We start from the raw sequence: 13,348 nt of genomic DNA, 5'->3' as shown, positions 1-13,348 counted from the left end.
TCCATGGCACATAAAAAAGGTGTTGGAAGCTCTAGAAATGGCCGTGACAGCCAGGCAAAGAGACTTGGTGTTAAGGTCTTCGGTGGACAGATCGTCAAGGCTGGCAATGTAATAGTCAGACAGAGGGGAACAAAATTCCATCCAGGCCTTAATGTTGGCAGGGGTGGAGATGATACACTCTTTGCACTTATAGACGGTATTGTTAAGTTTGAGCGTAAGGACAGAGAAAGACTCAAGGTAAGCGTTTATCCACTGCCAGCTCAGAATTAATTTTCATTGGCTTAGCTATAAAATACCTTCGTCATTTTACCACTGACGAAAGAGCCAGGTAATAAAGTGACCCGGATCTGATAAAAGTTATTCCTTATGCCCGTGCCCTCCTTCCTAAAATCAGAAAATAATCACGAGACCTGCATGGCTTCTTAAAGAGTTTTTAAAGGATTGAGTTGGCAAGCTCTGATATTGGCTTCCTTTCTCCTTTAGACAGACATAATATGTATAATATTTCCTATGGATGACCTTCATGAGGATTCTGATGAGATAAGGGAAATAATCAGAGACTATGGGCTTGAAGAGGATGAGGAGCATGTAATCATCAATCTCAAGACAGCTGGTAAAAGCAGGAGGATATATCTTCTTAAGAGGAAATATATCAGGATCATAAAACCTGATGGCAACTTTGAAGATTATCCCCTGAGGGATATTGTGGATGCAATAATCAAATACCCAGGTCTAAGACTGAGTGAATCCCTTTTGCTTAAGAAGCAGGACTGAATACTGCATCAGGGCTTTCCCTTAAATCCAGGACAGCCTTCAAAGCCCTTACATGGAGCCTTTTTTCTCAAAAGGCAGTCCTTATTATAACAGATGGTCTCTGTATCTTCCTTTTTGATTTTTTTATTTACAGGGTATTTGATCTTCTTCACTTCTATTCTTCAGATTCTTCCTTACACTTATGCTTCTTGCATGCGCTTCAAGACCCTCTACCTCTGCGATTTCTTCTACATAAGGAGCGAGTCTCCTGAAGCCATTTTTAGTACATTCAATAAGGCTTGACCTTTTTATAAAATCATAGACTCCCAGGGGTGATGAAAATCTTGCTGTTCCTCCGGTCGGAAGTGTATGATTAGGTCCAGCCACATAATCACCAAGGGGTTCCGGTGTCCAGCTACCCATGAATATGGCACCGGCATTTTTTATGAGAGGCAGTAATTCCTTTGGTTTTTTTACCATTAATTCAAGATGCTCGGGTGCAATACTGTTTGCAAGTTCTGCAGCCATCTTTAAATTCTTTGTTAAAATTATTGCGCCGTATCTCTGAAGAGAAGTCAAGGCAATGTCCTTTCTTTTCAATTCCTTTAGCTGTCTGTCTATCTCAACCTTTATCTTTTCTGCAAGTAATAAGGAATCTGTCAGCACCACAGATGATGCGTTTTCGTCATGCTCTGCTTGGCTCAGGAGATCTGCTGCAATAAAATCAGGTCTTGCACTTCTGTCTGCTATGATAAGCACTTCACTTGGACCTGCTATCATATCAATATCAACAATTCCAAAGACCATTCTCTTAGCAAGGGCTACGTAGATATTACCGGGTCCGACAATCTTGTCAACTCTCTTAATCGTTTCTGTACCAAAGGCAAGGGCTCCAACTGACTGGGCTCCACCAACCTGATAGACCTCTTTTATCCCGAGCATTTCAATTGCTGCCATTACATAGGGATTGATTATTCCATCAGGTGTTGGTGTTACTACTGCGATTTCCTTTACACCTGCTACCTGAGCCGGTATTACATTCATAAGTACAGTGGAGGGATAGGCTGCCCTTCCACCTGGCACATATACTCCAACCCTCTCAAGGGGTCTTATTATCTGGCCAAGAAGAACACCACCTTCCCTGTATGACCATGAGCTTTCTTTCTGTTTTTCATGAAATCTTCTTATTCTCTTTGCCGAAAACTCAAGTGCCCTGAGGACAGGCCTTTCAACTTTTTTTGCAGCCTCTTTTATTTTTTTTACTGAAAGGAGAGGGGTCTTTAATTCTATCCTGTCAAACCTCCTGGTATAGTCAAGGAGTGCCCTGTCGCCATCTCTTTTTACATCATCAAGAATAATTTTTACAGAATTAACAATATCCTCAGGTGGTTCAAGCATCCTCTGTTCAAGTCTCTTAATGAAGCTCTCAATCTCATCCTTGTGTTTGAGTATCTTCATATTATCAATCCTCATCTATCTTGGTCTTAATCTTGATACCTGTTCAACATCCTTGTCTCCCCTTCCGGAAAGATTAACAATAATAATTCTGTCCTTACCTAGTTCAGGTGCCCGCTTTACTGCCTCTGCAACTGCATGGGCGGACTCAAGAGCAGGAATGATACCCTCTGTACTGCTGAGAAGCTCAAAGGCATCAAGTGCCTCTTCATCAAGGGCATAGGTGTACTGGACCCTTCCGAGTTCTTTTAAATAGGCATGTTCAGGCCCAACGGATGCATAATCAAGACCAGCTGAGACAGAATGGGTATCGAGGATATTACCATATTCATCCTGAAGAACATAGCTCTTTGCTCCCTGAAAGACACCTACACTTCCACCAGCAAACCTTGCTGCATGAAGTCCTGTCTCAATGCCCTTTCCACCTGCCTCAACACCTATCATTTTTATGTCATCCTTGAGAAAGGCATTGAAAAGTCCCATAGCATTACTTCCACCTCCAACACAGGCAATCAGCATATCAGGAAGTCTTCCCTCAAACAGAAGTATCTGTCTTCTTGCCTCCCTTCCTATCACTGACTGAAAATACTTTACAAGCTCAGGATAGGGATGGGGACCAAATACTGTTCCGAGGACATAATGGGTATTCCTGACATTTGTTGTCCAGTCTCGCAATGCCTCATTTATGGCATCCTTAAGTGTTTTTGAGCCAGAGGATACCTCTATTACCTCTGCACCGAGGAGCTTCATCCTGAAGACATTCAGTGCCTGTCTTTTCATATCCTCAGAGCCCATATAAATGGTACATTTCAGTCCTAGAAGTGCTGCACCTGTTGCCGTTGCTACACCATGCTGTCCCGCACCTGTCTCTGCAATAATTCTCTCTTTACCTGAGAGTTTTGCAATTAAAGCCTGACCTATTGCATTGTTAATCTTGTGAGCACCGGTGTGGCACAGGTCCTCTCTTTTAAGGTATATCCTTGCACCTCCTATTTTTTCTGTTAGATTCTTTGCAAAATAAAGAGGTGTTGGCCTTCCAACATATTCTTCAAGGAGCCTCTCAAGACTCCGCTGGAAATCTCTGTCTTTTTTAAATCTCTGAAAATTCCTCTCCAGTTCCTCAAGTGCAGGAATAAGTGTTTCAGGAACAAATCTTCCTCCAAACTGACCGTAATAACCTTTTTTCATGACCTTATCCTTTTATGGAGTTCTCCCCTTAGCCTGTCACTAGAACCGGTAAAAGAGCTAACCTGTGTTCCTTCGGGTATGAACTCTCCGCATTTACAGAGCCAGCCATTTTGAGACCGCTCTTCCTGACCGAGCTCCCTTCCGCAGAGAGGGCAGAGATAAATCTCTTCAAAGGCTTTCTCATCTTTGGACATTATGCTATTATAAACCATAAAGGTCTTGTTATGCAGGAGCTCAGGATTAATTCTCAGGAGATAGGTAAAGAAGAACACGGTATATCAGAAATCCTGAGATCTTACAGCCAGAGATTTAAAGATCTTCTTAAGGACCTTTCTCCTTCAAAAAGAAAGATCTTTAACCTCAGAGGATCCCTCAGGCAATTTTTTCTTTCCCTGATAGATGAAAGATTTATATGGATTGACAGTAATGAGGAAAGTGCAAGGAGATTTTTTCAGGATGCCCTTTTTTACAGAAGGCTTTTCGGTTTAAAAACAGATGACCTTATCTTTGTCCCATCAGGAGATGATCCCTATTCAGAGGGTATAAGGTCGGAGATTTTATTCAATAAGAGGGCGGGAAGTCTTTTCTGTTCAGAAGAGATACTTGATATACCTTTCTGGAATGACCAGGTTCTCAAAAAGGATACCATCCATCTTAAAAAAGGAATGGAGATAGAGAGACTGAAGCTTGTAGATAATCTAATAAAGACTGGCTACAGAAAGGCTACAATTGTTATAAACAGGGGTGAGTTCTGTCTCAGAAGTTTTGCTCTAGAGGTTTATCCATCAACAGGTGATTCTCCCCTCAGGATAGAATTCTTTGGAGACGAGATAGAATCCATAAAGATATTTGACGTAGAGACCCAGAAGTCTGTTAAAGAAATTGAAGAATTTCGTCTTTTCCCTGCAGGGAGTCCTGAGAGAGGTACGGGATTTTCAGAATTTCTGAGGGTCTTAAATCTTGAGGATGCCCTGTTGTTTATCGATGAAGAGGTCTCTGGCTCTGACAGATTACCAGAAAATTCTGTAGTACTCAGCAGCCTTCCATTTGGTGCTGATGGAATTGACGGAGGTGGTCTGAGTCTTACAGGACTTGGTCTTCTTTATAATGAGAGAAAATCTATTGATGAGCTTCCAGAGGCAATAAAACCCCTTTTAAGGGAAAATTCAGTTATAATCTCAACGAGAACCCCTTCTCAGGCAAAGAGACTGAAAGACATCTTTTTTGAAAAGGGTATAGTGATTCCTCTTATTTCCATATCTCAGTGTATGAGATATGATGGAAGGATATGTCTTCTTAATGAAAGTCCCTCTTCGGGAATTCATCTCAGCGGGCTAATGATACTCAGTGAGCAGGAGATATTCGGGCCTGTTGCACTTCCATATAGGCAGTATCCAGGATACAGACTCTCAAGGATATTTAATGAGGTGGATGACCTCGAGGAGGGAGATTTTGTAGTCCATAAAGTTCACGGAATAGGCATATACAGGGGAGTTCAGAGATTGAAGGTTGAGGATGTCATAGAGGATCTTCTAATAATTGAGTACAGTAATGGTGCAAGGCTTCTTCTTCCTGTAAGAAACATCTCCATGGTTCACAAGTTCAGGGCCCAGGAAGGTGTGATTCCCAGGATAGATTCAATCGGAGGGAAGACATGGAAAAGGACAAAAGAAAAGGTTCAGGCAAGGATAAAGGAGACCGCAGAGAGGCTTATAAAGCTCTATGCTGAGAGGGAGATATCCATAGGTCATGCCTTCAGTCCTGAGGGCGAACTTCACAGGGAATTTGCGAGTTTTTTTGAATACAGAGAGACTCCGGATCAGTTAAGAGCAATTGAAGAGACAATTAATGATATGGAATCTCCCCGACCTATGGAAAGATTAATAGTCGGCGATGTTGGTTTCGGAAAGACAGAGGTTGCCATGAGAGCAGCTTTTAAGGCAGTCTATGACCATAAGCAGGTTGCTGTACTTGTGCCCACAACCCTTCTCTGTGAGCAGCATTTAAGGAATTTCAAAGAGAGGTTTTCTGCCTTTCCTGTGAGGATAGATTATCTCTCAAGACTCAAGAGTCCTGCTGAACAGAAAAGAACCATTGAGGCACTTGCCATGGGTGAGATAGATATAATCATAGGTACTCATGCCCTTCTTTCTGAAAAGATAAAATTCCTTGACCTCGGTCTTCTCATAATAGATGAGGAGCACAGATTTGGAGTAAAACACAAAGAAAGGCTGAAGGAGCTGAAAAAGGGAGTGGATGTTCTTGTGCTTACAGCAACGCCGATTCCCAGAACACTGCAGATGGCTCTTTCAGGTTTAAGGAGCATGAGCATTATAGAAACACCGCCTGAAGAGAGATATGCTGTTAAGACCATAATATCCGCTTTTGATAGAGAGATCATAAAAAAAGCAATAGAGCATGAGCTTCACAGGGGAGGTCAGGTCTTTTTTGTACATAACAGGATAAAGGATATAGAAGAGATAAAAAGATTCGTAGAGGACCTGGTCCCTGGAGCAAAAGTAGCCATAGCCCACGGTGAGATGGACGAGAAGCTTACAGAGGATATGATGCTGGCTTTCATTGATAAAAAGATTGATATACTTGTATGCACAAATATTATCGGCTCTGGTATAGACATACCAAGTGCAAATACAATAATCATAAACAGGGCTCACGAGATGGGACTCGCAGATCTTTATCAACTGAGAGGTCGAGTAGGCAGGAGTAATGTCAGGGCGTACTGTTATCTTCTCATTCCTGGCAATGAGAGCCTCACAGAAGCAGCGAAGAAGAGACTTGAGGCAATATCAGAACTGAGTTATCTCGGTGCTGGTATAAGGCTTGCCATGACAGATCTTGAGATCAGAGGTGCAGGTAATCTCCTCGGAAAGGAGCAGTCCGGTCATATAAATACTGTTGGTTTTGAGCTATATTCAGAGCTCCTTGAAAAGGCAATCAGGGAATTGAAAGGTGAAAGCATAGAGGAAGAGATAGAACCTGTCATTGAGGTTTCCATACCTGCAAGGATACCTGAAGAGTATGTGGAAGATATACACCTGAGGATGAGTCTTTACAGAAGACTCTCCATGACAAAAACTACTGAAGAGATCGAAGAAATCGAGGAAGAGATCAGGGACAGGTTCGGTGATCCACCAGATGAGGTAAGGAATCTGTTTGAGATTATAAGGGCAAAGATATTCATGAAAAGAGCTGACATTCTGAGAATTGGTTCGGTAAGAAAGGGATTGGAGATTGAATATAGAAAAGAAATCTCCAGTGAAGAGATGAATAGAATTCTTGAAATTCTGAGAGGCTCGGGTATTCCCATTGCCTCTCTCGGTAACAGGAAGATCGTCCTGTCTGGAGATAATAAGAGGCTCTTATTTTCAAGGTTTATCGATGTCATGTCTCGGGCTTACTCCGGAAAGGAGAGCCCGGTCAGTACAGGCTTGGTCAGATGAAATTATTATCAGATAGGGAATTAAAAATTCTCAGAGAGAGAATCACGATAGATTTTGGTATAGCCTTCAGGGAAGAAAAGGCAGATATCCTTGAAGAATTTATCGAAGAGCGACTTAAAATAACCGGACTTTCACTTGACGAATATCTGTCCCGGACGCTCGATGGTTTTTCAAACAGAGAGCTCTTTCTTCTTGTAAGTTCTGTTACCAATAAGGAAACCTACTTTTTCAGGGAGATGCCACAGCTGGAGGTCTCAATAGAACTGTTGAAGAAGCTCTCAAGAACAAGGCAGAAACTTAAAATCCTCTCCCTTGGTTGTTCAAGTGGAGAGGAGGTCTATACTTTGAGCATACTTCTTTATGAAAAGGGGATTCTTTTCCCTGGCAGGGAGGTGATTATTACAGGTATTGACCTTGATCCGAGAGCAGTAAAAAAGGCAAAGGAGGCTGTTTATACAGATAACTCTTTCAGGAACAAAGAGATTCCCTTGAAAAAATATTTTATAAAGGAAGACAGGTTTTACAGGATAAGGGATGTGTACAAAAAGATTGTGGATTTCAGAACAGGAAATATTCTTGACAGAAATATATTTCTTGAGTTTATGAATAGGGATATGATATTTTGCAGAAATGTATTTATATATATGACAGAGGAGGCTATAATAAAGATACTGGAAAATATCCATGCATCCCTTGCTGTGGATGGTTATCTTATTCTGGGTTCTTGCGAGAGCATTACAGGTAAAACAAACCTGTTTGTCCCTGAATATTATAATGGGGTGGTGGTATACAGGAAGAAATAGGAGGGATCATGAACAGGAGGCAATTCATAAAACTCACAGTTACAGGCCTTGCGTGCCTCAGGATGAATGGCTTTTCAATTGAAAAGATAATGGCTGAAGAAACACCTGATCTCGCAGTTGCTGAAGGCACTTCTTATTCAAAGATTACTGAGGCTGCTATTAATGCACTGGGAGGAATAAGGAGATTCATATCAAGGGGAGATATTGTTGTTATAAAACCAAATATGGCATGGGACAGAACACCAGAATATGCAGCAAATACAAATCCTGAGGTAGTTGCCTCAGTTGTAAGACTCTGCTTTGAGGCCGGTGCAAAGAAGGTTAAGGTCTTTGACAGGACAGTTAATGATCCAAGACGCTGCTACGTCCAGAGCGGCATAATGGAGGCGGCAAAAAAGGAAGGCGCAGACGTGATTTACGTTGATGACAGGAAATTCAGAGAAGTTACGATAAATGGTGAGGCAATAAAGACCTGGCCCCTTTATACAGAGGTCTTTGAGGCAGATAAAGTAATAAACATTCCCATCGCAAAACACCACGGCCTTGCAAAACTCACCATGTCAATGAAGAACTGGATGGGCATAATGGGTGGCTCAAGAAGTCAGATTCACCAGGGCTTGATGAGAGCCTTGCTGACCTTTCAATGGTTATAAAACCTTCACTCACAGTACTTGATGCAACAAGGATACTCATAAGAAACGGTCCACAGGGAGGAAATCTTGAGGATGTAAGAATTCTCAATACCGTAATTGCAGGAATCGATCAGGTTGCAGTAGATTCCTTTGGTGCGACCCTTTTTGGGATGAAAGGTGAAGAGCTTGGTTATGTAAAGATAGCTTCTCAGAGAGGACTCGGTAGGAGTGACCTTTCTAGACTAATTATAAAAAGAATAAAGGTTTAGCCTTGGGATTAAAGAGTTATTTAAGGCTGAAGAATTTTAGAAGGTTTTCTCAGGCTTTATTTCTGTTCCTTTTTTTCTATCTTTTCATTCAGACAGAATCAAAGGGTTTTGATGAACTCGGATATCCCGTAAAGATATTCCTTGATTTTGACCCTTTAATATTCCTCAGCACCCTCCTAAGTTCAAAGACTGTAATTAAATTATTCTATCTATCACTTATGACCCTTTTATTTACCCTTATCCTCGGAAGGGTCTTCTGTGGCTGGATATGTCCATTGGGCACCTTGAACAATATAGTGAGCCTTTTAGGAAAGAAAAGAAGAGATGTCTATAGATTAAAGATATTCAGGCTCAAGTATTATATTCTTCTCTTTATACTTGCCACTTCCATACTTGGCCTGCAGCTCTCCGGCATTCTTGATCCCCTTTCAATTCTTATAAGGTCCTTATCCATCAGCATCTATCCAGCCTTCAATTATGGAATCAGGGCTTTTTTTGACTTTATTTATTCACTGAATATAAAAGGTATTGTTGAGCTTTCAGAGCTCATATATTCTGGATTAAAAAATACTGTCCTCTCCTTTGAACAGCCCTTTTACAGACAGGGACTTTTTATCGGAATAATCTTTCTTGCCATAATGGGATTAAATTTTTTTGAAAGGAGGGTATGGTGCAGGTATCTCTGTCCTCTTGGAGCACTCCTTGGAATCTTTGCAAGATATTCTATGCTTAAAAGGTCCATAAGCGAGGATTGTAATTCCTGCGGAGTATGTGAAAGAAACTGCCCTAGTGCTTCAATAAAAAGTTCAAAAGAGTGGCTTCAGGATGAATGTTTTCATTGCTTTAACTGTGATGACCTCTGTCCACAGAAAGCTGTAAGTGCAGGATTTTTTAAGGAAAAAGCAATTTCTATTGATCTAAATAGGAGGCATGTTTTCATATCAATTGCTTCAGGTCTGATAACAGTACCTGTCATAAGGATAAACCCTTTTTCAAGAGATGAATTTATTAACCCGAAACTCATAAGGCCACCGGGTTCCCTTGAGGAGAGGGACTTCTTAAAAAGATGTGTTAGATGTGGTGAGTGCATGAAGGTCTGCATAACAAATGGACTGCAGCCAGCTCTTCTTGATGGAGGAATTGAGGCATTATGGACACCTGTGCTTGTGCCAAAACTGGGATACTGTGAATACAGATGTACACTCTGCGGGCAGGTCTGCCCAACAGGTGCAATAATGAGATTATCCTTAGAAGAAAAATTGAAGACAAAAATAGGTCTTGCAATGATTGATAAAGGTCGCTGCCTTCCCTGGGCACATGCAATACCTTGCATAGTCTGTGAGGAGGTATGCCCTACTTCAAAAAAGGCAATATGGTTTGAGAAGGTTACAGTGAAAAACAGGGATGGTAAGAGGATTGAGCTTCAGCAGCCCCATGTGGACCTTGAGCTATGTATTGGCTGTGGAATCTGCGAGGCAAAATGTCCTGTTATTGACAGACCCGCAATATATGTAACAAATATCGGAGAAACTCGGTCGAAGATTAAGAGATTATTGCTTCAGGATAGTTATGGTGGCGGGGGGAGGATTTGAACCTCCGACCTTCGGGTTATGAGCCCGACGAGCTACCAGGCTGCTCCACCCCGCGATAGAATGCATTTTTATTATAACTTAAGGCTTGCTTTAACCTCAACTCTAAATGCTTTAGTTGACTTTTAAATTTATGATATGGGAATATTTTTTATAAAAGTTATGGAGTCAGTTGGGACAGTTCTGCCATTGAATTTGTCCTTTCAAGCTGCATCAAGGTTTATGGCTATCAGGTAGGAAATTGGCATTAAAAGCTACAGAATTGAATTTTATATAATTTTGTAAAATATAAATGACATAAGGAGACTAAATTATTAAAGTTAACGGAAAAAAAAGGCTATTGTTTTTCATTTTAAAATTAATATTTGCCTTCCCTTTAGCTGCCCTTTCTTTTGAGACCATTAATGAGAAGGACAGAATAATCAATTCTTCTCTTAGCAGAAATTATGATGAGACCTTTCAGTACAGTCTTTCCTGGAAAGGTATAAGGGCAGGCACTGCCTGGCTTGGAATAAAGAGAGATGGAGAGAGGATAAGGGTATTTTCAAGAGTTCGTTCTGCTTCATTTATATCTCTTTTTTATGAGGTTGATGACCTTGTGGAAACAATACTTGAGCCAGTGGATGGCCTTTATCCTGGAAGACCCCTTCATTACAGGATTAAACTTAAAGAGGGCAAATACAGAAGGGACAAAGAAGTTATCTTCAAAGGAGATATGGCAATATATAAAAACAATTTAAGAAATGAAATCCATGAAGCAAAAATACCTGGTGAAGTATTTGACCCCCTTTCCGCCTTCTTTTATATAAGATTCATGCCCCTTGAGCCAGGCAGGTCTATCTATATCACAGTTTTTGACAGCAAAAAGGTCTGGAATGTTGAAGTACAGGTCTTAAGAAAGGAGAAGATAAAGATAGAGGATAAAGAAGTGAATACCATAGTTATAAAGCCACTCATGCAGTCAGAAGGCATATTTTACAGAAAAGGAGATATTTATATCTGGCTCAGTGATGACAGCAGCAGAAGACCTGTAATGCTAAAGACAAAGGTACTCATCGGCTCTGTGGTTGCGATGATGGAGAAATAGTGTTGTGAAAATTTTAAACTTATTTTTAGAGATAGAGGGTGAATTTAGGTAATTATTCACAGTTTATACCTTCTGTATCAACTCTGCTACGAGGTACATGGTTAGATGACCAAAAAGGTTTTGGTAATACAGGGAAGCAAACAGATGAGTTCTTTAAGATAAGTCCATAAATTAACAGAGTAAATAGAATGGGCGAGTTTCTCCTCACCCATATAAACATTCCCAATATATACCAATATATATATTAAAAAAATTTCACTTGACATTTTTCCTAAATTCTGGTATTTCTCACCGTAGAATGACCTTCATAGTTTTATTTGGAGGTGTGCTATGAAGAGGTTTCAGTGGGGTAAGACAGTATTTTTCTCTTTTTTCTTAATCTGCCTTTTTTCTATTAATGCCCCTGCACAGGACTACTGGCTAAAGACCTTTGGCGGTATGGATACCACAGAAATGCCTGCAGGAGGCACACTTAAACCTACCAGTGATGGGAATTATATACTTGCAGGTGAGACGAATGGAGACATATTAATCACAAAGATAAGTCCATCAGGTGGGATTTTATGGTCTAAAAGGTATGATAATAACCAGATGAATGATTATCCTGATGAAATTATAGAGACATCAGATGGAGGTTTTCTCATAGCAGGAGAGAGTGAAGACGATAATGTAAGAAGGCTTATACTTTTTAAACTTAGCTCTGACCTGAATATTCAATGGCAAAAAGAGATACAGGGTGAGTTCTTTGCAGGTTTGGCAGAAGAGGAAGGTGGTTATATAGCCTCGGGAACCTTCTGCACAGATACTGATTGTGATGGCTTTATCATGAAAGTCTCTAAAGAGAATGGTGCTTTAATAAGTCTTACCCTGTATGGTGATCCTGATATTATTGATGGAATACTTGGCATTGATAAAACCTCAGATGGCTATATTGCAACAGGTGCAACTGATGTGACATTTGACCAGGATGGAGAGCTCCAGAGTGCAAATATCTGGGTACTGAAGATTAAGCAAGATGGCACAATAGATTGGCAGAAAAAATATGGACCTGGTCTTGGCAGGATTGTAAAGGTTACAGAAAATGGCTTTGTTGTTGGTGCTATGGGAGTGTATAACAATAATCCTGATTTTCTTGTGATAAAAATTGGCAGTTCTGGTATTGTAGAATGGGCAAAGAGTTATGGTGGAAGTGGAGAGGAAGAGATAATGGATATGCTTGTGCATGGAGATGATATACTTATTTCAGGCCTTTCCTATTCAACATCCCAGAATCCGAGGGATGGTGTGCTATTAAAAATTAGTGGAACTGATGGAAGCATTTTATGGCAGAAATATATAGATAGCGGATATCAGGGTGATGAGCTTAATGCAATTGCTCTTACAGAAAATGGCTATTTAGTTGCAGGTGCCTATAGCATTAACTGGCAGGATATACTGATTGCAAAGCTCAGCTATAATGGTGAGATAGAACAGCCATGCCTGATTTATGGTGATGCTTCTCTTCAAGTAACCTCTCATATTATAACACCAGAAGATACCTCTGCTACAGAAACGGAGCTTGATCCAATAACATTACCGGATATATCCCTCGGCCAGGATGATCTTGCTTTTATAACATACCAGCAGTGTCCTGCAATAAATTATAACTATACTCTTAATGTATCATTAATAAATCCTGAATACGGCATTGTCTGGGCTGATGGAATATATTGTGGTACAGATTGCACACACTCTTATGCTCAAGGTACTCAAATTACCCTTACTGCTAATGCTTACTATGCATTTACAGGATGGGGTGGTGATTGCTCAGGCTGTGGGAATAATATTAGCTGCACCATAATAATGGATTCTAATAAAAACTGTACAGCAGCATTCTCTGTACCTCCTGTACTACATACTCTCACCATCACAAAGACTGGCGAAGGTAAAGTAACATCCAATGATGGAAGAATAGACTGTGGTACTGATTGTACAGAAGTGTATAATTATGGAGACTATCTTTGGTTAGATGCTCAGCCAGGTGCTGGTTATGTCTTTGATTCCTGGGAAGGAGACTGTTCAAGCTGCTCTTACAACAATTGTGGAATATTTATTGATTCAGACAAAAACTG

At 40.6% G+C, this 13,348-nt stretch carries 10 protein-coding genes, 1 tRNA gene and 1 pseudogene; 8 read left to right on the top strand and 4 right to left on the bottom strand.

Annotated elements, in window-relative coordinates:
* Positions 1 to 3: 3 nt before the first annotated feature.
* Together rpmA and N2257_03965 are read left to right on the top strand one after the other, a co-directional pair.
* Positions 4 to 270 (top strand): 50S ribosomal protein L27, encoded by a 267-nt coding sequence (gene rpmA / locus N2257_03970; GenBank protein MCX7793550.1) that lies wholly within the window; start codon positions 4 to 6, stop codon positions 268 to 270.
* A gap of 240 nt (positions 271 to 510) precedes the next feature.
* A complete protein-coding gene (locus N2257_03965) occupies positions 511 to 774 on the top strand; it encodes a hypothetical protein (protein MCX7793549.1) in 264 nt (87 codons plus the stop codon).
* Positions 775 to 897: 123 nt separating this feature from the next.
* Here N2257_03965 and hisD read toward each other — a convergent pair whose 3' ends face one another.
* From hisD to N2257_03950, 3 genes are read right to left on the bottom strand one after another with little or no spacing between them, the layout of a single operon-like run.
* Entirely contained in the window at positions 898 to 2,211 is a 1,314-nt protein-coding gene (gene hisD / locus N2257_03960) for a histidinol dehydrogenase (protein MCX7793548.1), read from the bottom strand.
* Between the two features lie 15 nt (positions 2,212 to 2,226).
* Positions 2,227 to 3,396, bottom strand: coding sequence for a tryptophan synthase subunit beta (trpB, locus tag N2257_03955; GenBank protein ID MCX7793547.1), 1,170 nt, complete (start codon positions 3,394 to 3,396; stop codon positions 2,227 to 2,229).
* Positions 3,393 to 3,590, bottom strand: a complete 198-nt coding sequence (locus tag N2257_03950) for a hypothetical protein (protein MCX7793546.1) — start codon at positions 3,588 to 3,590, stop codon at positions 3,393 to 3,395. The genes trpB and N2257_03950 overlap by 4 nt, the downstream gene beginning before the upstream one ends.
* A 30-nt stretch (positions 3,591 to 3,620) precedes the next feature.
* On the opposite strand from N2257_03950, the gene mfd reads away from it, so the two are divergent.
* The 4 genes and pseudogenes from mfd to N2257_03930 all read left to right on the top strand — a co-directional run bounded on the left by mfd (position 3,621) and on the right by N2257_03930 (position 10,153).
* On the top strand, positions 3,621 to 6,857 hold the full coding sequence (gene mfd / locus N2257_03945; protein MCX7793545.1) for a transcription-repair coupling factor: 3,237 nt from the start codon (positions 3,621 to 3,623) through the stop codon (positions 6,855 to 6,857).
* Positions 6,854 to 7,660 carry a protein-glutamate O-methyltransferase CheR gene (locus N2257_03940; protein ID MCX7793544.1) on the top strand — a complete coding sequence of 269 codons (807 nt, stop codon included), beginning with the start codon at positions 6,854 to 6,856 and terminating at the stop codon, positions 7,658 to 7,660. Before mfd ends, N2257_03940 begins: the two co-directional genes overlap by 4 nt.
* A 224-nt stretch (positions 7,661 to 7,884) precedes the next feature.
* Positions 7,885 to 8,561 (top strand): annotated as a pseudogene (locus tag N2257_03935) (DUF362 domain-containing protein).
* Positions 8,562 to 8,563: 2 nt separating this feature from the next.
* Positions 8,564 to 10,153 carry a 4Fe-4S binding protein gene (locus tag N2257_03930; GenBank protein ID MCX7793543.1) on the top strand — a complete coding sequence of 530 codons (1,590 nt, stop codon included), beginning with the start codon at positions 8,564 to 8,566 and terminating at the stop codon, positions 10,151 to 10,153.
* On the opposite strand, the gene N2257_03925 is transcribed toward N2257_03930, so the two are convergent.
* A tRNA-Met gene (locus N2257_03925) sits at positions 10,132 to 10,208 on the bottom strand. The genes N2257_03930 and N2257_03925 overlap by 22 nt on opposite strands.
* A gap of 282 nt (positions 10,209 to 10,490) precedes the next feature.
* Here N2257_03925 and N2257_03920 point away from each other — a divergent pair.
* Together N2257_03920 and N2257_03915 are read left to right on the top strand one after the other, a co-directional pair.
* A complete protein-coding gene (locus N2257_03920) occupies positions 10,491 to 11,237 on the top strand; it encodes a DUF3108 domain-containing protein (GenBank protein ID MCX7793542.1) in 747 nt (248 codons plus the stop codon).
* A gap of 330 nt (positions 11,238 to 11,567) precedes the next feature.
* On the top strand, positions 11,568 to 13,348 hold a 1,781-nt coding region (locus tag N2257_03915), incomplete at its 3' end, for a hypothetical protein (GenBank protein ID MCX7793541.1).

It is taken from the genome of Thermodesulfovibrionales bacterium, assembly GCA_026417875.1.
Lineage (GTDB): Bacteria > Nitrospirota > Thermodesulfovibrionia > Thermodesulfovibrionales > CALJEL01 > CALJEL01.
Note: the sequence above shows the minus strand (reverse complement) of the source record. Positions and strands in the feature narration are given on the sequence as shown.